This window comes from Pseudoalteromonas sp. CST2 (genome assembly GCF_028599385.1).
GTDB lineage: Bacteria > Pseudomonadota > Gammaproteobacteria > Enterobacterales > Alteromonadaceae > Pseudoalteromonas > Pseudoalteromonas atlantica.
Window position 1 is genome coordinate 463,365 of record NZ_JAQREO010000001.1, and the last position, 21,603, is coordinate 484,967.

At 42.4% G+C, this 21,603-nt stretch carries 15 protein-coding genes and 1 tRNA gene; 12 read left to right on the plus strand and 4 right to left on the minus strand.

Going from position 1 to position 21,603, the window contains the following annotated elements; translation table 11 throughout:
• Positions 1–30 precede the first annotated feature (30 nt).
• Complete coding sequence (locus PSH41_RS02120) at positions 31–711, plus strand: hypothetical protein (protein ID WP_054982747.1); 681 nt, start codon at positions 31–33, stop codon at positions 709–711.
• 11 nt (positions 712–722) lie between these two features.
• On the opposite strand, the gene xseA is transcribed toward PSH41_RS02120, so the two are convergent.
• Entirely contained in the window at positions 723–2,054 is a 1,332-nt protein-coding gene (gene xseA, locus PSH41_RS02125; RefSeq protein ID WP_273588740.1) for an exodeoxyribonuclease VII large subunit, read from the minus strand.
• Between the two features lie 146 nt (positions 2,055–2,200).
• Between xseA and guaB the strand changes: the two genes are divergently transcribed.
• A complete protein-coding gene (gene guaB / locus PSH41_RS02130) occupies positions 2,201–3,670 on the plus strand; it encodes an IMP dehydrogenase (protein ID WP_273588741.1) in 1,470 nt (489 codons plus the stop codon).
• A gap of 96 nt (positions 3,671–3,766) precedes the next feature.
• A complete protein-coding gene (guaA, locus tag PSH41_RS02135; RefSeq protein WP_024033152.1) occupies positions 3,767–5,344 on the plus strand; it encodes a glutamine-hydrolyzing GMP synthase in 1,578 nt (525 codons plus the stop codon).
• A 153-nt stretch (positions 5,345–5,497) separates the two neighbouring features.
• Here the strand turns inward: guaA and PSH41_RS02140 are convergent, their stop codons facing one another.
• Positions 5,498–7,096, minus strand: a complete 1,599-nt coding sequence (locus PSH41_RS02140) for a BCCT family transporter (RefSeq protein WP_055252828.1) — start codon at positions 7,094–7,096, stop codon at positions 5,498–5,500.
• A gap of 705 nt (positions 7,097–7,801) precedes the next feature.
• Between PSH41_RS02140 and PSH41_RS02145 the strand changes: the two genes are divergently transcribed.
• The 3 genes from PSH41_RS02145 to rimI all read left to right on the plus strand — a co-directional run bounded on the left by PSH41_RS02145 (position 7,802) and on the right by rimI (position 8,702).
• Positions 7,802–7,878, plus strand: a tRNA-Trp gene (locus tag PSH41_RS02145).
• A gap of 64 nt (positions 7,879–7,942) precedes the next feature.
• A complete protein-coding gene (locus PSH41_RS02150) occupies positions 7,943–8,248 on the plus strand; it encodes a hypothetical protein (protein WP_273588743.1) in 306 nt (101 codons plus the stop codon).
• Positions 8,235–8,702, plus strand: a complete 468-nt coding sequence (rimI, locus tag PSH41_RS02155) for a ribosomal protein S18-alanine N-acetyltransferase (RefSeq protein ID WP_029772791.1) — start codon at positions 8,235–8,237, stop codon at positions 8,700–8,702. The genes PSH41_RS02150 and rimI overlap by 14 nt, the downstream gene beginning before the upstream one ends.
• Before the next feature lie 48 nt (positions 8,703–8,750).
• On the opposite strand, the gene PSH41_RS02160 is transcribed toward rimI, so the two are convergent.
• Entirely contained in the window at positions 8,751–11,423 is a 2,673-nt protein-coding gene (locus PSH41_RS02160; protein ID WP_054982743.1) for an ATP-binding protein, read from the minus strand.
• A gap of 427 nt (positions 11,424–11,850) precedes the next feature.
• Entirely contained in the window at positions 11,851–12,519 is a 669-nt protein-coding gene (locus PSH41_RS02165) for a TetR/AcrR family transcriptional regulator (RefSeq protein ID WP_055252831.1), read from the minus strand.
• A gap of 240 nt (positions 12,520–12,759) precedes the next feature.
• Here PSH41_RS02165 and PSH41_RS02170 point away from each other — a divergent pair, with 240 nt between their 5' ends.
• The 6 genes from PSH41_RS02170 (at position 12,760) to pdxH (ending at position 21,603) form a co-directional block, all read left to right on the plus strand.
• Positions 12,760–14,271 carry an efflux transporter outer membrane subunit gene (locus PSH41_RS02170; RefSeq protein ID WP_273588749.1) on the plus strand — a complete coding sequence of 504 codons (1,512 nt, stop codon included), beginning with the start codon at positions 12,760–12,762 and terminating at the stop codon, positions 14,269–14,271.
• Positions 14,268–15,812, plus strand: coding sequence for an MFS transporter (locus tag PSH41_RS02175; protein WP_273588750.1), 1,545 nt, complete (start codon positions 14,268–14,270; stop codon positions 15,810–15,812). Before PSH41_RS02170 ends, PSH41_RS02175 begins: the two co-directional genes overlap by 4 nt.
• A 24-nt stretch (positions 15,813–15,836) precedes the next feature.
• A complete protein-coding gene (locus PSH41_RS02180) occupies positions 15,837–16,871 on the plus strand; it encodes an HlyD family secretion protein (RefSeq protein WP_064385284.1) in 1,035 nt (344 codons plus the stop codon).
• A gap of 289 nt (positions 16,872–17,160) precedes the next feature.
• The gene (gene prfC, locus PSH41_RS02185) at positions 17,161–18,750 is read left to right on the plus strand and encodes a peptide chain release factor 3 (protein WP_273588754.1); all 1,590 of its coding nucleotides are present in this window, start codon (positions 17,161–17,163) and stop codon (positions 18,748–18,750) included.
• Positions 18,751–18,812: 62 nt separating this feature from the next.
• A complete protein-coding gene (argS, locus tag PSH41_RS02190) occupies positions 18,813–20,555 on the plus strand; it encodes an arginine--tRNA ligase (RefSeq protein WP_054982738.1) in 1,743 nt (580 codons plus the stop codon).
• Between the two features lie 409 nt (positions 20,556–20,964).
• The gene (gene pdxH / locus PSH41_RS02195; protein ID WP_096739178.1) at positions 20,965–21,603 is read left to right on the plus strand and encodes a pyridoxamine 5'-phosphate oxidase; all 639 of its coding nucleotides are present in this window, start codon (positions 20,965–20,967) and stop codon (positions 21,601–21,603) included.

Here is a 21,603-nt window from a genome sequence, read left to right on the forward strand (position 1 = left end):
TAAATAAAAATAATTTTAAAAGGAATTAAAATGAACAAAAATAGCTTATTAACATTAGGGATAGGATTTATTGCGGGTGTAGGTTTAACGTGGAGCTACTTTAATTTATCTTCAAGTGACGCAAACCCCGCAAAGTTACAACATGCTGATACAAAGCAGCAGGCACCTTTTGTTCAGCCAGTTAAAAGCAGTGAAGCAACAGCAAAGCGTGTTATACCAGCAGCCCCTGAGCAAAGCGCTCGTATAGAGCAAAAAGATAATCCCCCTAAACCAGAACCACAACCGCTAGATGAGCTTCCTTTAGAAGAGCAAGTATCGCAGCTTAAACAGCAATTAGCAGCGCAAAAAGCCTTGATGAAAAACGCGGCGCAGCAGCTACGTGACCCCTCTGATGCACAAGCCGTTTTGCAAGCGCAATTTGATGAGCAAATACGTAATGAAGAGTGGGCTTATCAAACAGAAATAGCTTTACAAGATTTTTTACTTACCTCTGATCTAAGCTCTATCCCAGAGATAGTTAGTGCAGCGTGTAAAACCACCGTATGTAAATTTGAACTTGCTGCACCTACTGATAACGACTCGTTTGATCATACCCAATGGCGAGAGCTAAACGATAAGTTAATGAAGCAAGAGTTTTGGTTGCAATTTAAAAGAACAACCTCAACGTCAAGCGACACCGAACTAACCTTACTAATGGCCACAGAGCTTTAACTGAAAGGGCTTTACAACACCGTTGATTTTATAGCGCCATCGGCCAGCTCTGTAATTAGCACGTCACCCGTTTTAATGTGGTCTACCGATTTAACCACTTTGCCTTGCGGGGTTTTGGTTATGCTGTAACCGCGCGCTAAAACATTAAGTGGGCTTACCGAGTCAAGCCTACTCGCTTGCAGCGCTAAGCTATTTTGCGCGTGTTGCAACTTGTGCTGCATTGCTTGTTCAAGCCGAGTTTGTATCTGCATAAGCTGATGGCTGGCCTGCGATAACTTTTTATCAGGCGATTGACGCATTAAACGCGGGGTTAAATTATTAAGCGTGCGCTCTTGTTGGTAAAGGCGATTGCGCATGCCTTGTTGTAAGGCAATAGTTAGCTCATCTAATCGCTGCGCTTTTTGATTAAGTTGATTGCGCGGATGACACAAGTTAAGCCGATGCTGTAACTGTGTTGCTAGTGCGCGCTTATCGGCCATATCGTGTTTAAAGGCATTATTTAACCGGTTAATGAGCTCAATAACCTTGCCATGTAGCTCTTGCGTGTTCGGGCTGACAAGCTCAGCGGCTGCTGAAGGCGTTGCTGCGCGTACATCGGCTACGTAGTCACTGATGGTTGTGTCTATTTCGTGGCCTACCGCACTGACTATGGGTAATTCACTTTGATAAATAGCACGCGCAAGCTGCTCATGGTTAAAGCACCATAAATCTTCTAACGAGCCACCGCCTCGCCCTACAATAAGTACGTCGACTTCATTGCGTGCATTGGCTAACTGTATTTGGTTAATTAAGTGCACATGGGCTTCTTTGCCTTGCACCATGGCTGGGTAAATAATGACTTCTAATTGCGGTGCGCGGCGTTTAAGTACGGTTAATATATCTTTTATAGCAGCGCCCGTTGCTGAGGTTATTACACCTACACGGTTTATATTTTGCGGCAGTGGTTTTTTATAGGCCGAACTAAACAAGCCCTCAGCGGCTAGGCGCATTTTTAATGCATCAAACTCTTGCTTAAGCTGGCCTTCACCGGCAGGTTCCATATGCTCAACAATAAGCTGATAATCACCGCGTGGTTCGTAAAGTGAAACACGGGCTCTTACTGTTACTTGTGCGCCGTTTTCGGGGCGGTAACTTTGAGAGCGGTTATTGCCGCGCCACATAGCCGCTTTAATTTGTGCTTTTTCATCTTTTAACGAAAAGTACCAGTGCCCAGAAGCAGGGGTAATAAAGTTAGAAATTTCGCCTGTTAAAATTAGCGATGCAAAGCCCTGCTCAAGAACTGTACGAATCTCTCTGTTAAGGCGCGATACGGTGTAAACCGTTTGCGAAGGCTTCGAAAACATAAAAAACAACCTAAAACTATTATGAGGCAAGTTATAAGGCAAGTTTATCATAAATATTTGCGAAATATTATTTACGAATGCCCACAACGCTGTTAAAATTTGGCCGCAATTCCTTATCTTAGATCCACATGTGAGAAGTTGCCAAAATGCTTAGAATCGCTAAAGAAGCTCTTACCTTTGATGACGTACTTTTAGTACCTGGTCATTCTACTGTTTTGCCACACACGGCAAATATTTCAACTCGCTTAACGCGTGGTATCAAACTTAACTTGCCGCTTATTTCAGCATCTATGGATACTGTTACAGAAGCTCGTTTAGCTATTGCCCTCGCGCAGGAAGGTGGTCTTGGTTTTATTCATAAAAACATGACCATTGAAGAACAAGCGAGAAACGTACGTAAAGTTAAAACCTATGAAGCAGGTATTGTGTCATTCCCTGTTACTGTGTCTGCCGATTTAACCATTGCAGATGCGACGCTTCTTTCGCAAGAAAAAGGGTTCTCGGGTTTCCCGGTTACTGATAGCGAAAATAACCTACTAGGTATTGTTACTGGTCGTGACATGCGTTTTGAAACGAAGCTTGAACAGCCTGTTTCTAGCGTTATGACTCAAAAAGACAAACTGGTAACGGTTCAAGAAGGTGCATCGCGCGAAGAAATTTTAGGTTTAATGCACGAACACCGCATTGAAAAAATCTTAGTGGTTGATGATGCGTTTAAACTAAAAGGCATGATCACCGTAAAAGATTACCAAAAAGCGCAAGACAAACCACATGCATGTAAAGACGAGCTAGGTCGTTTACGTGTAGGTGCTGCAGTTGGTGTTGGCGCAGGTACTGATGAGCGAATTGCTGCATTAGTAGAGGCGGGTGTTGATGTTTTACTTATCGATACTTCACACGGCCACTCACAAGGCGTTATTGACCGTGTTTCTCAAACTCGTGAAACTTACCCAGATTTACAAATTATTGCCGGTAACGTTGCTACAGCCGAAGGCGCAATTGCCCTTGCTGATGCAGGTGTGGATGCGGTTAAAGTAGGTATTGGCCCAGGTTCAATTTGTACTACGCGTATTGTTACAGGTTGTGGTGTGCCACAAATTACGGCTATTTCTGATGCGGTAGATGGCTTACAAGGGCGTGACATTCCAGTTATTGCTGATGGCGGTATTCGTTTTTCTGGCGATATTGTTAAAGCATTGGTTGCGGGTGCATCGTGTGTAATGGTGGGCTCAATGCTTGCTGGTACTGAAGAAGCGCCAGGCGAAGTTGAACTTTACCAAGGCCGTTACTACAAATCTTACCGTGGTATGGGCTCATTGGGTGCGATGGATCAAAAAGAAGGTTCGTCGGACCGTTACTTCCAAAAATCTAACCAAGCTGACAAATTAGTACCTGAAGGTATTGAAGGTCGCGTCGCTTATAAAGGCCCAATTGCAACGATTATTCATCAGCAAGTGGGTGGCCTTCGTAGCGCAATGGGATTAACGGGTTGTGCCACCATTGAAGAGCTAAATACTAAACCGCAGTTTGTACGTGTTACATCTGCAGGTATGGGTGAGTCGCACGTTCACGATGTGCAAATTACCAAAGAAGCGCCTAACTACCGCTTAGGTTAAACAACACGTTTAAATTACGGGGCTGGAATTACCAGCCCTCTTTTATAGCCACTAAGCAAATTAGTGGAATCTAGCATCTACTTTACGAGATCCTTCATGAGCAAAGATATTCACGATTCACGAATTCTAATTTTAGATTTTGGTTCGCAATACACTCAATTAATCGCGCGTCGTATCCGCGAAATTGGCGTTTACTGTGAGCTGTGGGCATGGGATGTGACCGAAGAGCAAATTCGCGAATTTAATCCACAAGGTATTATTTTATCTGGTGGCCCTGAGTCAACCACACTAGAGAACAGCCCGCGTGCACCTGAATACGTGTTTAACGCTGGCGTGCCAGTGCTGGGTATTTGTTACGGCATGCAAACCATGGCAGCTCAACTTGGCGGTAGTGTACACAGCTCAGATAAAAAAGAGTTTGGTTATGCACAAGTAGAAAAAGTGGGTAACTGTGCATTATTCGATGCAATTGAAGATCATATTACTGATGGCGGCAACGGCGTTTTAGACGTCTGGATGAGCCACGGCGACAAAGTAATGGAAGTGCCGGCAAGCTTTAGCACCACAGCTAAAACACCAACGTGTCCGCATGCTGCTATGTCTAACGAAGAAAAACGTTTTTACGGCGTACAATTTCACCCAGAAGTAACGCACACTCATCAAGGACAACGTTTATTAGAGCGTTTTGCAATTGATATTTGTGGATGTGAAAAGCTATGGACACCTGCCAAAATTATTGATGATGCTATTGAGCGCATTAAAGAAACCGTTGGCGATGATGAAGTTATTTTAGGCTTATCAGGAGGTGTTGATTCATCTGTTGTAGCAATGCTGATCCACCGTGCAATTGGCGAAAACCTAACATGTGTATTTGTTGATAATGGCTTACTTCGTTTAAACGAAGGTCAGCAAGTTATGGACATGTTTGGTAATAAATTTGGCTTAAACATTGTTAAAGTAGACGCTGAGGAGCAATTTTTAGCTGACCTTGCAGGCAAATCAGATCCAGAAGAAAAACGTAAAGCCATTGGCCATACGTTTATTAATGTATTTGATGAGCAAGCTAAAAAGCTTAAAAATGCGAAGTGGTTAGGACAAGGGACTATTTACCCAGACGTAATAGAATCAGCCGCTTCAGCCACAGGTAAAGCACACGTAATTAAATCTCACCACAACGTGGGCGGCTTACCAGATGACATGAAAATGGGCTTAGTTGAGCCGTTACGTGAATTATTTAAAGATGAAGTACGTAAAATTGGTTTAGAGCTTGGTTTACCGTACGACATGCTTTATCGCCACCCGTTCCCAGGGCCAGGTTTAGGTGTACGTGTACTTGGCGAAATTAAAAAAGAGTACTGTGATTTACTACGTCGTGCTGATGCTATCTTTATTGAAGAGCTACACAAAGCTGAGCTTTATCATAAAGTAAGCCAAGCGTTTACTGTATTCTTACCTGTTAAGTCGGTAGGGGTTATGGGCGATGCACGTAAATACGATTGGGTTGTATCACTACGTTGTGTAGAAACTATCGACTTTATGACGGCGCGTTGGTCACATTTACCGTATGAGTTTTTAGGTGTGGTTTCTAACCGTATCATCAACGAAATTGACGGTATCTCACGTGTTGTTTACGATATTTCTGGTAAACCACCGGCCACTATTGAGTGGGAATAACACCCGTCTTTACTAATGGTTAATGCCTTTTAGATTGCAAACATAGTTTTGTTATTTAAATAATAAAAAGTCCGCTTACACGGACTTTTTTTATGCCTAAAAACCGTTAGCTCTTGCCCAATAAACTCATTAAGTGAAGTGGGCTAAGCGGGTTTATTTTGCAGGAACGGGCGTAGGTTGCTCGGTTTCTGTAAGTAGCCCTTTAACTAGGCTAATACAGCCTAAAATTAAAATAATAGTAAAGGGCAGGGCGGCAATAATAGTAATGTATTGCAATGCTTGAATTGAATCGGTGCCACCAATCCACAGCATTAACATAGCAATAATACTGGCAATAACGGCCCATACTAGCTTTTGCTTTATAGGTACTTCTAGTTTTCCGCCTGATGTAAGGCTATCTATTACAATAGAGCCGGAGTCGAGGGTGGTGACAAAAAAGATAATTATTAACGCCACAGCTAAAAGAGAAAGCAGCGTACCGAATGCATAAGCATCTAGCATATAAAACAAGCTAAGCGTTACATCTGTAATACCTTGGTTTGCGCCAAGTACCCCAACTTCATTTATAATTTGATCAATCGCAACACCACCAAAAACCGACATCCAAGCAGTAGTTACAAGAGTAGGAATGAGTAATACATACACTAAAAACTCGCGTATGGTGCGCCCTTTTGAAATACGCGCTACAAACATACCAAAGCAAGGTGCGTATGCAACCCACCACGCCCAATAAAACACAGTCCAGCCATGTAGCCACTGCGTATCTTCTCGGCCTGTGCTGTAGCTTAGAGGAATGATATTTTTAACATAACCTATTACTGCAGTGTATGCAGAATCAAGTACCGTGGTAAAGTTTAAAATAAACACTAAACCCAGAAACACAAAGGCTATGCCCATATTTATATTACTTAGGAGTTTAACGCCACCATCCATACCGCGCACAATAGAGAGGATAGCCAAGCTCATAATTAATAAAATAATGCCTTGTTGTAATAATAAAGAGCTTTTAAAGCCGAGTACGTGGCTAATACCACTGGCAGCTTGTGCCCCGCCTAAGCCTAACGACGTAGCAAGACCAAAAAGGGTTACTAATACCGCCATTACATCGATAACATCACCTAACTTGCCCCATACTCTATCTCCTAAAAGCGGATAAAATATAGAGCGCATAGAAAGCGGTAAGCCTTTGTTATAAACAAAATAGGCTAGGCATAAAGCGGTCATACCGTAAATTGCCCACGCGTGCAGACCCCAATGGAATACAGTAGCCCCTAAAGCCATTTCTCGGCCTTGTTCGGTAAAGGCTTCAGCGTTGAGAGGCGTGCCAAACCAGTCGGTGTAAAAGGCGGTAGGCTCTGCCACACCCCAAAAAATTAGACCAATACCCATGCCTGCAGCAAAGAGCATCGATACCCACGATAAGGTTGAATAGTCTGTAGTTGCTTTATCGCCGCCAAGGCGAATTTTACCCAGCGGTGAAGCGGCAATACCCACTGCAAACAGCAGTAATATATTGGCGCCCCACATAAATACGTAATCAAAATTAGTTAGTGCGGCATTTTTTATTGAGTTAATCGCCTCTTTAGCTTCGTTAGGCGAGAGTGCAAGTAGAGTAATTATAAAAAGTAGAGATAGGCCAATAGAAACAGAAAATACATTAGTATGAATATCCATGCCCCATTTGCTAACGTTATCTTGTCCTACTTGGTAATCGGTTGAATCGATACTGTATTTTTTTGATTTAAACTTCATATAACACGGCGTGAACTACCAGCAACTGCTAATAGTAAAGCTCCTCCATATTTGCATTGTGAATGACCCGCGTAAGTAAGATACATGATGAAATATGCAATTAGGTGGTAATACCAATCGACTTAAATACTTAGCCTTTCTAGCGAGCTAAATAAAGCGCTAACAGCGTTATAAATTTCTCAGGTAGAGCAACTACATGTAAAAATTAATGCCTTGTAACCGCTCTATTTATCTGTCGCTATAAGCGACTAATAACTTAACACGATTGGTATAACGCGGATCCCCTAGACGCTAAATTGTATCATAAATGCTACCAATGTTATTGACTTGTTTATGTATACAGCAACTCCACCAAGCTAAATCGCTATAAAAATAACTAGCAGCAAGTGTAAATACACCATGCTAGCTAAAGTATTTAACGCTTAAGAAGGAATTTACAGCATAGCGTTTGGGCTAAGCGTAGGTAAAAACAGTACCGCGGTTATTAAGCTCGTACGGTTTTAAAGCACATACTGCAGTTTTAATTACGCTAAGCTGAGCAGCATTTATTTTTTTAAAAGGTGAGTGCTGCTAAAGCTAAAGTGGCTTTACAGCGCTATTTAGCTTGCTAATTCAGCGTTTTGTATAATTAAAAAGCAGTTGAACTAAAAAGTTAATTTTTTACTTTACCTTTTCTAAAAGGTCTCTATAATTCGTCGACATTGCAGGGGCGTAGTTCCAATTGGTAGAACAGCGGTCTCCAAAACCGACGGTTGGGAGTTCGAATCTCTCCGCCCCTGCCATTTCTTCTTTACATCGTTTTTATTACTTCATATATTGTTCTAGTGTTTAATCTACTGAGTTGTTATGCATCCACGTTACGCAGCTATTTTTGGTATAGAAAACCTTGAACTAAATCAGCATTATCGTCCTAAAAATACTGATCCTACTTTAGCCGTTTCACAAAGCACTCCAGCTGAGCCTTTAGCGCTGAGCAAACAGTTATTAAGTGATATACGTTTAAGTGCACCTTCTTTAACAATTAATCATGTTTTAAAAGGGCCAGACATACAGTTAGCCGACGATAAACTTACACTACCAACCTCACAGCTCAGTGCTTCTGATAAGCGCGCTTTATGGGCTTTAATGAGCACACACCTTGATAAACTTTAAACCTGTAAACGAAAGCGCAATAGCACAATTAATGGCTATTGAAACTGCCTGCCACTCTCATCCTTGGTCTCTTAAAACAATGAGCTCTTGCATGGGGGGCCGTTACTTTAATTTAGCGGCGTTTGATGAAAACACCCTGGTAGGTTTTTATATAGGTGAAAAGGCAGGGCCTGACTTTACCCTTATGGATATATGTGTAACGCCCAGTGAGCAAGGTAAAGGCATTGCAAGGCAGTTACTTAGCCAGTTTATTGAATATGGCGAGCAGCAAAATGCTGAAAACCTTTTTTTAGAAGTACGCGAATCAAACGCGCGTGCAATAACGCTTTACGAACATGCTGGCTTTACGCAAATGTCGGTACGTAAAAACTATTACCCAAGCGATGAGCCCTCTAAAAATGGCTATGAAGACGCCATACTAATGGGTATGGCGCTTAACTTAGGGTTTAGTTAAAGGGTTAAATTAAGCGCTAAATAAACGTTTAAAGTAAAACACGCGCTTTTAGGCTGTTTCTTTACTTTTAGCTATGGTTTGCTCAATAGCATTAATTAAATTTACAATTAATGTGGGGCGTTGCGCTTGGTCATTACTAAGCAGGTTTTCTTCTAGTAGCGCTGCACTGTGGTAAATATCGTCAAAATTAAAGCAACCAGCACTGCCTTTTAAGCTATGAGCTACACTTCGAAGCGCCTCTGCATCGTTACTGGCTTTTAAGCTGTTTACCTTTTGTAAGTAACTTGGCAGGTTAGCCACATAGTTATCGTTAATTTGCTGAAACTTTTCACTTTTTAGTAAACTATCCCACTTGTTCTGATTATCTTTTTCAAGGTTTAAGTAACTAACTAGCACGTTTTCAAGCGCGTCTTTATCAATGGGTTTTGCCAGCGCTTTATCGCAACCTGCCTCAATGTATGTGTCTATATCATGGTTCATTACATTGGCAGTAAGCGCGATAATAGGCCCATCGTAGGCTGCATGACGTAGCATTTTAGTTGCCTCAAGGCCGCCCATTACAGGCATTTGCATATCCATAATAATTAGCTGGTAGTCGTTTACTAACGCCATTTCTACTGCTTGTGCACCATTGTTAGCCATATCTGGCTCTAGGCCCCAGGTTTGTAATAGCAGTTTTATAAGTAGCTGGTTATCGGGGTTATCTTCGGCAACTAATATGTTGGCATCAAAACTAGAAGTGGCAAACGACAAGAAAGGGTCTTTTTCTGGAATAAGCTGTGCTTGCTCAGTTAAAAGCTCTAGTGACTGTTTAGGCTCGTTAATATGGCAATCAACGGTAATAGCAAAGCGACTGCCTATGCCAATTTCGCTTTTTAAAGTAACATCGCCACCCAATAATTGCGCTAAGTTTTTAGAAATACATAAACCTAATCCTGTGCCTCCAAAGCGGCGCGTGGTGGTGGCATCAGCTTGTTCAAAAGGTTTAAATATACGCTCTATTTGGTGCTCAGACATACCAATACCGGTGTCTTTAACAACAAATTCAAGCTGCTGCTTACTTTGCAAATAGTGCACACAAATTGACACCTTGCCTTGCTCGGTAAACTTTACGGCATTGCTGGCTATGTTTATCAAAATTTGTTTTAAGCGCGTCATATCACTATAAATAGTGCGCGGTAATGGCAGCTCGTAATGAATGCTAAACCCGAGTTGTTTTTCGTGTGCTAGCGGTTCAATAATTGATTCTATATCGTGAACCAGCTGCACTACATTAAGGGGTGCTTGCTCTACAGCGAGCTTTTCTGCTTCTATTTTAGATAAATCGAGTATGTTGTTTATTAGCTCTAATAAGTGTTTAGAGTTTCGTAAAATGGTATTTAAATGCTGTTTGTCGTTAACCACTTTATCGTTAATTAATAACTGCTCGGTAAAGCCCATAATGGCTGTAAGTGGGGTGCGAATCTCGTGACTCATATTTGCTAAAAAGCGGCTTTTAAGCTGGTTAGCTTGCTCTGCTTGAGCTATGGCAAGTTCAAGCTGGCTGTTCATCGCTTCAAGCGCTTTAGTACGGCTTTCTACTTTGTCTTCTAGGTGGTGTTTATATTCTTCTAACTGTTCTTGGTAGTGTCTTATTTGGTTGATCATGTGGTTAAAATCGTTAAACAACACGCCAACTTCATCATTTGTATGAGCAGGTAAATTTACCGATAAATCACCATCACCTACACGGTGGCTGGCGGCCCCTAAAAGCTCAATTGGGTTTAGCAGTAAATTGCGCACAACCACAAAAATAAGGATAGGCAGGGTGATCACCGAAATTATCACAATTAAGCCTGTGATTAAGCTAATTGCCTTACCCGATTGATAAAGCACGCCTTTTGGAATGGTTGATACAAAGTAATAACCGCCACTCATTTGTACGGCAAATATCATTCTTTCTATTTTATCTATGCTCGAAAGCTCAATAGTCGAAAGGGTGCCTACATCGGCTAAATCGTGAACCTGTTCAAGCTCGTGCTCGGTAATATATTGCCCACGTAAGCTGTAGTCTGAGCTAAATAAAATTTGCCCGTCGTTGGTTAGCAGTAAATTTAGGGTGTTGTTATAAGGCGCCTCTAAAATACTGGTGTTTAATATAGAGGGTTCAACTTGTAATACTATAAAGCCAAGTTGTTGTGGGCGTTTTAAATAGTAATCAACACTTTGTACGCGCTGTACAAAAAATAAGTTGGTGGTGCCATCGTTGTTTTGCACCATAAATTGTTGTTGGCGCAAATTACTTTGCAGTACTTGCTTAAAAAATGGGTATGACTGCGGTGCGGTAGTTAAATTATTAGAATAATACGCGTCACTTTTACCACTGGCCGAGACTAAGTTAATACTAATTATATCTGGGTAGGCTTCGCTGTAACTGGCAAAAACATCCATTAGTGCCCCTAAGCGGCGGGTATAGCTGCCATCAGCATGAATGTCGTTTGATAAAAAATCGTTTAAAACAGGCGAGGTAGACAGTAGTTTTGCTGTTGAATGAAACGAGTCTATGTAGTTGAAAACCTTTTGCTGTTGCTGCTCAACAAAGCGACTCATTATAAGATCAGCCTGCTTTTGTGTTGAGTTGGTTACGTTAGTTAATGTAAAACCACCTAAAAACAACAAGGGTAATATAACAAGCGGGGTTATATACCATAATAATCGAATACTTAACTTACTGGTTTTCATGACCAAACTACTTATCCTCCGTGCAATCTAGCAATGATATGCGTTACGACTTTATTACACAAGAAGCGTAAGCTGATTTGGGTTAATTTAGCGTAAAAAAAGTGTGTATATAATTGGTTTAAACAAGGCTAGTGAGCACCGAAAGCGAGACTATCTTTAAGGTGCTATATTTAGCTTTATTTTAAATAAGTTAGCGGCTGCGCTGCTTGGTTTTTTAATTATATAGCTAACAGTGCAGTATCAATGCCTGTCATAAATTGAGCGCAAGGGGCTAACCCGTAGCGCTATTTTTATATTTATTAGTGTTTAGCACAATGCATTAAAATATGCGTTTTTAGGGCATTGGCATTGAGGGTAATTTAGCCACGCTTAAAATTAATGCGTGGCTTTAAAATGCTATTTATTTAAAGTATTACACATTTAAAAATTAGTTCTTTTGAGTGTGAGCCGTACCGTAAGAGCGCACTAAAAAGTTTATTGCTACTTCTACCCAGCGGTCTATATCTTTTTTAAGCACAGGCTGATCGGGGTGAGTTAAGTACATTAAATGTAGCTCACTGCGCATTAAGGCAACAAATAGGTTAGTGGCTTCTTCAATGTTTAATTCTTCAAAATCAAGCTCTTTAGATTCCACTGCCGCTTTTAAATAATTAGAGACCTTGTCTTTTACCACCCGCGGGCCAGAGTTATAAAACATATGACCTAGGGCGGGTAAGCGGGGGGCTTCAGCAACAACAATTCGGTATAAAGCCATGGCCGACTCTGATAGAGCGATTTGTAAATAAGCATGCCCAAGGCGGCGTAAGTTTTCTGTTAAGTTACCTGGCTTAAACGTTATATTATCGATTGATGCTGTAAATATTTCGCATTCACTTTTAATGACCGCTAAAAATAAAATTTCTTTATTTGCAAAGTGAGCGTAAACCGTCGATTTTGATACGCCTGCCTCACGTTGGATCATGTCGGTGGTTGCACCGTTAAAACCATGAATTAAAAATATTTTACGTGCAGCGTGTAATACCGTTCGTGCTTTTGCGCCAAGCTCTAATTCACTTGGAGGCAGAGTGTTTTGGGCATTAGTAAGCGTTTTTGTCATTACATTTCACCTTGACATAATGTTAAATTACGCCTAGCATATCAAACCGAGCGGTACAGTTCAATTTGAGCTTTAAGTTAAGGGTGTTTTTTGCAGCTGTTAACTATTGGTATTACCCTGTTTAAATGTATTTAAGGTGTGACTAGGCAGCAATTAGCGTGCTTAGCTTTTTTTTTGCTTATCACTCGAACCGAGCGGTACAGTACATAAATAATTGTGTTATTAATTTAGGATTTAAAAATGGCTAATCAGTGTCTTAATAAAAGACTTTTTAATTATTCGCGGCATTCAGCTATTGCGCTTACATTAGCTGCGGCTTTGTCGGGTTGTGTAGTGGGTCCTAACTTTGAAGAGCCTAATACAAATATAAACAACGATGCTATAAAGCCAACTCCCGAATTTACTCAGCTACAAGGCGGTAATGCTGAATTGGCGTGGAATTGGTGGACAATTTTAAACGATCCTATTTTAACGGAGCTAGAGCGCAAAGCACAGTTAGGTAATCTTGACTTACAGCTAGCATCAAGCCGAATTGCCCAAAGCCGCGCGGCATTGGGTATTGCATCGGCAGACCGCTTACCCAGTGTATCTGCTGGGTTTGACTACAAGCGCGAAGGGCTGAGCGAAAATGGTAAGTTTGTTGCACTCGGTGCGCCCTCAGACCCTGATAACTTTTGGCAGCTTGGTTTTGATGCCAGCTGGGAACTTGATTTATGGGGCCGTAATAAACGTGTTGAAGAAGGGGCCGTCGCTATGCTGCAGGCCTCTTTGTATGCGCGTGAAGCCGCGCGTGTTAGCTTAGCTGGCGAGGTGGCTAAAACGTATTTGTTACTGCGCAGTGCACAAACGCAGCTCAACATAACACACGAAAACAAAACCATTGCAGAGCGTGTGTTAAAGCTTGCACAAAGCCGCGAAAAAAACGGTGTAAGTACACGTTTTGAAACAATTAGTGCAAAAGCAGAGCTGGCAACAATTAATGCTGCGCTACCAGAGCAAACGCAGCGCCGTAATGTGTTAATGAACGCGCTTGCGTTGCTAGTAGGTGAAAAACCACGTGCCTTAAATACTTTGTTAGCCGAGCGTATTGCTGCGCCTGTTATGCCAAGCGAAATCCCTTCGGCTATTCCATCAGAGTTTGTGAAACGCCGCCCAGATATTTTGCAAGCGCAAGCAAACTTACACAGCGCTGTTGCCGCTATTGGCGCGGCCGAAGCGAATTTTTACCCACGCATTACTTTAACGGGCTCATTAGGAGTTGAAGGGTATGCGCAGAGTGATTTATCAACCTGGGATTCACGTGTTTTTTCAGTGGGACCAAATGTTTATTTGCCTATTTTTCAGGGTGGGCGCTTAAAGTCACAGCTTAAGCTTACTAAAGAGCGCGAGAAAAACGCGGCATTAACGTATCGTCAAACTGTACTAAAAGCGTGGCACGAAGTTGATAACGCAGTAGATGGCTGGGCTGCGCAGCAAAATCACCATCACAAAGTTGAAATTGCCCACGACTTTAATAAGCAGGCTTTACAAACCGTTGAAAGAGCCTACCAGCAAGGGGCAGCCGACTACCTTAGTGTTTTAACGGCGCAACGTAATTTATTAGCAAGCCAAACTAAGTTAAATAACAGTGCAACCAATGCCTCGATTGCGGTTGTAAATTTGTATAAATCTCTCGGTGGTGGCTGGAACCCAGACGCGCTACCTGAAAGTGCGCTTGCGCCCATGTCAGCCAAGGCGGAGGGCGAGAAATGAATGCAGTCACGATTAATGTGCCTGTACAAAATGCAGCACCTGTTGCTAAGCCCGCAGGGCCATCAAAACAAGCACTGGCTGGGCTATTAGGCATTTTTATTGCCGCTATGATGACGGGTTTAAATAACCGAGTAGGGGCACTTGGATTAGCAGATGTGAGGGGCGTAATAGGGGCTAGTTTAGACGATGCCTCTTGGCTTTCAAGCGCCTATACCGTTGGGGAGCTAATCGCTATGCCTTTTGCTTCTTGGTTTGCCATTACGTTATCGGTTAGACGCTTTCATATTTCTATGGTGACTATATGTGGCGTTATTGCGGCAATTTTGCCTTTTATTCATGATTTAAACTTATTAATTGCGCTGCGTTTTGTGCAAGGGGTAAGTAGTGGCGCGCTCATTCCTATATTAATGATGGCTGCACTTAAATTTTTACCCCCTAACATACGTTTACACGGTTTAGCGCTTTACGCCATGACCGCTACATTCGCCCCAAATTTAGCTATTTGGCTAAGCGGGCAGTGGGCTGATGTGTTATCGGACTGGCGCTGGATTTACTGGCAAGTTATTCCGCTTTGTATTATTGCGGGCTCACTAACTGCGTGGGGGCTTCCAAAAGAGGGCGTTAAATATGCGCGCTTTAAAGAAGGAAACTGGTTAGGCCTAGTGTGCGGCGTATCGTCTTTGACGTTAATTGCCATCGCGCTTGATCAAGGTGTGCGTTTAGATTGGTTTAATTCATCGCTTATTAGTGTGTGTTTTTTTGGTGGGCTAATTTTATTTGGCTGCTACGTATTAACCGAGTGGCATCACAAAGCGCCGTTTATGAGACCGCAATTATTAGGCCGACGCAATTTAGGTATTGGCTCTGTACTGCTTACCATGTTGTTAGTGGTGTTGATGTCGGGCTCAATGTTGCCCTCAACCCATTTAGCCAATTTGCATAGCTATAGAGCATTACAGCTAGCGCCAGTAGGGTTATTAATTGCGCTACCACAACTTGTACTTGGCTCGGTAGTGGCACTGCTTTTATACAAAAAATGGGTAGACGCCCGCATTGTGATGTCAATTGGATTATTTTTAATTGCGCTGGCCTGTTTTAGCGGTGCACAAATTACGCCTTTATGGCATCGGGATCAATTTATCACAGCGCAGCTGTTGCAAGCATTTGGCCAGCCCATGGCAGTGGTCTCTATTTTATTTTTAATGACCAGTGTACTAGACCCAAGCGAAGGGCCGTTTTTTTCGGGAACCATAAACACATTACGTGTGTTTGGCTCGCTTATTGGCGGGGCTGTTGTGGGGCAGCTATTAACGGTGCGCAGTCATTTTCATAACGAAATGCTATTAGATCGCGCCTCACTGGTCGGTAATTCATTGGCAAACACCATACCTAATGATCAATTAGGTGGCGTTATTGCCCAGCAATCGTTAGTGATGTCGGTAGGTGATGCCTACTTGGTGCTTGGTGTGTTAGCACTTGTATTAATTCCGCTGGCGCTATGTATGAACTTTGTACCAGCCCCGAATCTTAGTAAATCTTAAATTTTAATCGTTGAGTAATATATTATGGCCTTACCAAAAGTAGTTAAATTAACCGTTGTAGCAACTATACTTGCCGTTGTTGCAGGCAGTATTATTTATCTTAATAAACCGGAGTCGCAAAGTGCAACTCAAACAACTGACGATGCCTACGTGCAAGCCGACTTTACCTTTGTGGCGCCTCAGGTATCTGGCACGGTAGATCAAGTACTCATTAAAGATAACCAGCGAGTACAAAAAGGCGATTTAATTGCCACCATAGATAATCGCGATTTTGTAGTGGCCCTAGATTCTGCTAAAGCCCAAGCTAATAGTGCTAAAGCTAGTGTAGCTAGCTTGCAAGCTAAGCTAACTTATCAAGATTCGCTGGTACAACAAGCGCAAGCTGCGGTAGAGGCCGACACTGCATCACTTAAATTAGCGCAGTTAAATTTAAAGCGTTATACCAACTTAGCAACCGATGGCTCAGGCACTGTGCAAGCACGAGAAGAAGCACAAGCAAAGCTGGCTATTCAAAAAGCAAACTTGCATAAAAACCAAGCAGGCCTTGCAGCAGCAAAGCAGCAGATTGAAATTTTACGTGCCGATATTGAAAAAGCCAAAGCCGTGCTTGTACAAGCTAAAGCTCGTGTAGTAGATGCCGAGCTTAAGTTATCGTATACCCAAATTACTGCGCCTATTGATGGCATAGTTGGCCAAAAATCGGTGCGTGTAGGGGCGTATGTAAACCCAGGCAGCCCGCTATTGGTTGTTGTACCTCTTGATAAAGTGTTTGTTAGTGCAAACTACCGTGAAACTCAGCTAGCTAATGTAAAAGTAGGCCAAGAAGTTGAAATAAAAGTAGATGCACTACCAGGGCAAATTTTACGCGGCCATGTTGATAGCCTAAGCCCTGCCAGTGGCGTGAGCTACTCAGCCATTGGTGCTCATAACGCCACGGGAAACTTCACCAAAATTGTGCAGCGTTTACCGGTTAAAATTAGCTTAGATGCAAACCAGCCGGCGCTTAAGCAGTTACGAGTAGGTATGTCGGTGGTGCCAAGTATTTCAATAACGCAGTAGCACATTGCGTTAATTATAGGGCCAGTAACCATGTTGCTGGCCCTTAAAATTAGTTACTCCTTCCTTTTGCATATAAAGCCAAGATATTTTTGAGTTAGATAGCACACTTTTATACCGACTCCTGTTACAATTGCCACTATTAAAAAATTAGCTATATGGCGTTAATTGTTGTCAATTTATTCACACTAAATTGCTCAAAGCCCAGTTAATAACGATCAACTTAACGGGTTGCCTTGCATACACTCAATGTTATGCATGTAACTTGGCATCAAACTAAAAGAACTTATTAATGGCAGACCAGAATATTATCAACGAAATTAGCAAGCGAAGGACTTTTGCAATCATATCGCACCCGGATGCTGGTAAAACCACCATCACCGAAAAAGTACTTTTGTTCGGACAAGCGATTCAAAAAGCCGGTACTGTAAAAGGCCGTGGCTCTAATCAGCATGCAAAGTCTGACTGGATGGAAATGGAAAAAGAGCGTGGTATATCGGTTACTACCTCTGTAATGCAGTTTCCGTATAACAATGCGCTGGTTAATTTACTTGATACCCCTGGACACGAAGACTTCTCAGAAGATACTTACCGTACATTGACCGCGGTAGATTCGTGTTTAATGGTTATTGATGCCGCAAAAGGTGTAGAAGAACGTACCCGTAAGCTAATGGAAGTTACGCGCCTACGTACCACGCCTATTGTTACCTTTATGAATAAGTGTGACCGTGATATTCGTGACCCAATGGAACTACTTGATGAAGTAGAAACAGAGCTAAATATTGCCTGTGCGCCTATTACTTGGCCAATTGGTTGTGGTAAAGAGTTTAAAGGTGTTTATCACATTCATAACGACGAGGCGGTTTTATACAAAACAGGCCAAGGGCATACTATTCAAGAAGTTCGCACTGTAAAAGGCCTAGATAACCCAGAGCTTGATACCGCCATTGGTGAAGAACTCGCTGAGCAATTACGTGAAGAGCTAGAGCTGGTAATTGGTGCCTCAAATGAGTTTGATCTTGAATTGTTTTTAGCGGGTGAGCTTTCACCGGTGTACTTTGGTACAGCCCTTGGTAACTTTGGTGTAGACCATGTACTTGATGGTTTGACGCAATGGGCACCAACGCCATTACCGCGCGAAACAGATGACCGCCAAGTAATCGCAACAGAAGAAAACTTTACCGGTTTTGTGTTTAAAATTCAGGCCAACATGGACCCTAAACACCGTGACCGCATTGCATTTATGCGTATTGTGTCGGGCAAATACACCCAAGGCATGAAAATGAACCACGTACGCCTTGGTAAGCAAATTAGTATTTCTGATGCGGTAACCTTTATGGCAGGCGATCGTGAGCGTGCAGCAGATGCATATGCGGGCGATATTATTGGTTTGCATAACCACGGTACCATTCAAATTGGTGATACCTTTACGCAAGGCGAAAAGCTTAAATTTAGCGGTATTCCTAACTTTGCGCCTGAGCTATTTCGTCGTATTCGTTTGCGCGATCCGCTTAAACAAAAGCAATTATTAAAAGGCTTAGTACAACTTTCTGAAGAAGGTGCTGTACAGGTATTTAGACCGCTTACTAACAACGATTTAATTGTAGGCGCGGTGGGTGTACTACAGTTTGATGTGGTTGTAGCGCGCTTAAAAGCTGAGTACAACGTAGATGCAATTTACGAAGGCGTAAATGTAAATACGGCACGTTGGGTAAGCAGCGACGATGTTAAAAAGTTTGAAGAGTTTAAACGTAAGTGCGAAAGCAACTTAGCACTCGATGGTGGCGATAACTTAACTTACATAGCGCCGAGCCGTGTAAACCTTAACTTATCGGTAGAGCGTTACCCAGAGGTAACCTTTAACCATACGCGCGAAAACTAGAATCGACTGACTAAAGTTAACTGAAAGCCTGCTATGGCGGGCTTACAAAGGTAAATAATATAATGAACATTCGTACTATTTTAGTAGAAAAAGCCATTGCCGCCATGACCGCAGCAGGCCTACCAGAAGACACAAACCCAGCTGTTACACAAAGCACACGCCCACAGTTTGGTGATTACCAAATTAATGGTGCAATGGGCGCCGCTAAAAAAATGAAAAGCAACCCACGTGAGCTTGCGCAAAAAATTATTGATAACCTAGATGTAACCGACATCGCTGAAAAAACAGAAATTGCCGGCCCAGGTTTTATTAATATTCATTTAAAACCTGAGTTTTTAGCCAACAGTGTAAAAGCAGCAAACAACGATGCAAAACTGGCTGTAAACGAGCACGCAAATCCGCAAACTGTCGTGGTAGATTACTCATCACCTAACCTTGCAAAAGAAATGCACGTAGGCCATTTGCGTTCAACCATTATTGGCGATGCCATTGTACGTGCGCTTGAATTTAGAGGCGACAAAGTCATTCGTCAAAACCACATGGGCGATTGGGGCACACAATTTGGTATGCTAATTGCGCATTTAGAAGATCAAATTAGCCAAGGCGTAGACTTAGAGTCGGTAGCGCTTGCTGATTTAGAAACGTTTTACCGCGATGCTAAAAAGCGTTTTGACGATGAAGAAGGCTTTGCCGATAAAGCCCGTGACTATGTAGTTAAACTACAAGGCGGCGACGCGCACTGTGAAAAGTTATGGAAGCTATTTATAGCGACCTCTGTTAAGCACTCTGAAGAAGTTTACAAACGTCTAAACGTAACGCTTACCCAAGACGATATTATGGCTGAAAGTGCTTACAACAGTGAGCTTAACGATATTATTAGCCTATTAAAAGATAAAAACATAGCGGTAGAGTCGCAAGGCGCACAAGTTGTGTTTTTAGATGAACTTGCCAATAAAGATGGTGAGCCATCGGCGTTTATTGTGCAAAAATCTGGCGGCGGCTTTTTATATGCAACCACCGATTTAGCCGCGTGTAACTACCGCTCAAACACCTTAGGCGCTGAGCGTATTTTAATATTTGTTGATGCACGCCAAAGCCTTCACTTTAATCAAGTGGAGCTTACCGCACGTAAAGCAGGCCTTTTACGCGATGAAACAAGCTACGAGTTTTGCCCGTTTGGCACCATGATGGGCGCCGATGGTAAACCATTTAAAACCCGTACAGGTGGTACAGTAAAACTTGCTGATTTACTTGAAGAATCCATTAGTCGTGCAGCAACAAAACTTGCTGAGCGTGAATCTGATTTATCAGATCATGATCGCAGCGAAATTGCGCGTAAAGTAGGTATTGGCGCAGTTAAATACGCTGATCTTTCTAAGCATCGTACCAGCGATTACATATTCAACTGGGACACCATGTTAAGCTTTGAAGGCGCAACAGCACCTTACTTACAATATGCTTATACCCGTGTACGCAGTATTTTCCGTAAATCAGGTGTCGATGCCGCTACGCTAAATGCAGATGTAGCCATAGCCGAGCCGCAAGAAAAAGCCCTCGCGCTCAAGCTACTACAGCTTGAAGAAGTCCTTGATTTAATGATCTCTGAGGCTACTCCGCACGTACTATGTAGCTACTTATACGAGCTAGCTAGCCTATACATGACATTCTACGAAGCCTGCCCAGTACTAAAAGAAGGCGTAGAGCCAAGCGTACGTGACAGCCGTTTAGTGTTATGTAATTTAGTGGCAGATACACTAAAAACAGGATTGGATTTGCTTGGCATTGAAGTCATGGAGCAAATGTAATCACCGTCGTATTTTAACCTAATACTGCGTTATCCACCCCAACTTACCCTAATCACATACAAACCGTATGCTCATAGGGATAAGTAGGAGGTGGATGCCTTGTCTTAGGCTAAACTACTTAGGTGAACCTTCTGCTTCGTGTAGTTCGCTTTGACTGCGTTGTCGTGCTTTTTTAGCCTAAGTCACATACTAACTGTATGCTCCTTGGCATAAATAGTTTTACCGCCTTGCTAGCACTTCTACACTTGCAGATATATAGGTTTGCACCGTAGGTTGGGTTGAGTGAAACGAAACCCAACATTAACCAAGCACTAACCCAAAATATAAAATTGTTCTTATTACTGATTACTATTAATTGCCTGACCTTACTTACCCACATACGCTTTAATAAACAGAGAAGGATTTGTTTATGAAACTCGAAGACATCCGCCGTGAATACCTGCAAGACGCGCTAAGCGAAGATAACTTGCAAGATGATCCATTCAAACAATTTGAAACCTGGCTTGAGCATGCTGTGGGCAGTAATATCCCAGACCCAACGGCCATGGTTGTGGCAACGGTTGATGAAACAGGGCAACCTTCACAGCGTATTGTATTGTTAAAACATTTAGATGATAACGGGTTTGTATTTTTTACTAATACCGGCTCACGTAAAGCGCAAGAGCTAAAAGGCAATAACAAAATATCGCTACATTTTCCGTGGCATCATATGGAGCGCCAAGTGATTGTATACGGTGAGGCAAAACCATTACCGACGGCTGCAGTCGCTAAATATTTTTTATCGCGCCCTAAAGAAAGCCAATTAGCAGCATGGGCCTCAGCGCAAAGCAGGCCAGTCTCATCGCGTAAAGTGCTTATGGAAACCTTTGCCAATATGAAGAGTAAATTTGCTAATGGTGAAATTCCATTGCCTGATTTTTGGGGCGGTTACTGCGTAGTGCCTACTAAAATAGAGTTTTGGCAAGGCGGCGCACATCGTTTACACGACCGTTTTATATATCAGCGCCAAACTGATAATAGCTGGCAAATAACACGTTTAAACCCTTAA

Bases quoted from the DNA above. Each gene is read 5' to 3' on its own strand.
- PSH41_RS02120 (WP_054982747.1), top strand. From the start codon at position 31: ATGAACAAAAATAGCTTATTAACATTAGGGATAGGATTTATTGCGGGT.
- xseA (WP_273588740.1), bottom strand. From the start codon at position 2,054: ATGTTTTCGAAGCCTTCGCAAACGGTTTACACCGTATCGCGCCTTAAC.
- guaB (WP_273588741.1), top strand. From the start codon at position 2,201: ATGCTTAGAATCGCTAAAGAAGCTCTTACCTTTGATGACGTACTTTTA.
- guaA (WP_024033152.1), top strand. From the start codon at position 3,767: ATGAGCAAAGATATTCACGATTCACGAATTCTAATTTTAGATTTTGGT.
- PSH41_RS02140 (WP_055252828.1), bottom strand. From the start codon at position 7,096: ATGAAGTTTAAATCAAAAAAATACAGTATCGATTCAACCGATTACCAA.
- PSH41_RS02150 (WP_273588743.1), top strand. From the start codon at position 7,943: ATGCATCCACGTTACGCAGCTATTTTTGGTATAGAAAACCTTGAACTA.
- PSH41_RS02160 (WP_054982743.1), bottom strand. From the start codon at position 11,423: ATGAAAACCAGTAAGTTAAGTATTCGATTATTATGGTATATAACCCCG.
- PSH41_RS02165 (WP_055252831.1), bottom strand. From the start codon at position 12,519: ATGACAAAAACGCTTACTAATGCCCAAAACACTCTGCCTCCAAGTGAA.
- PSH41_RS02170 (WP_273588749.1), top strand. From the start codon at position 12,760: ATGGCTAATCAGTGTCTTAATAAAAGACTTTTTAATTATTCGCGGCAT.
- PSH41_RS02175 (WP_273588750.1), top strand. From the start codon at position 14,268: ATGAATGCAGTCACGATTAATGTGCCTGTACAAAATGCAGCACCTGTT.
- PSH41_RS02180 (WP_064385284.1), top strand. From the start codon at position 15,837: ATGGCCTTACCAAAAGTAGTTAAATTAACCGTTGTAGCAACTATACTT.
- prfC (WP_273588754.1), top strand. From the start codon at position 17,161: ATGGCAGACCAGAATATTATCAACGAAATTAGCAAGCGAAGGACTTTT.
- argS (WP_054982738.1), top strand. From the start codon at position 18,813: ATGAACATTCGTACTATTTTAGTAGAAAAAGCCATTGCCGCCATGACC.
- pdxH (WP_096739178.1), top strand. From the start codon at position 20,965: ATGAAACTCGAAGACATCCGCCGTGAATACCTGCAAGACGCGCTAAGC.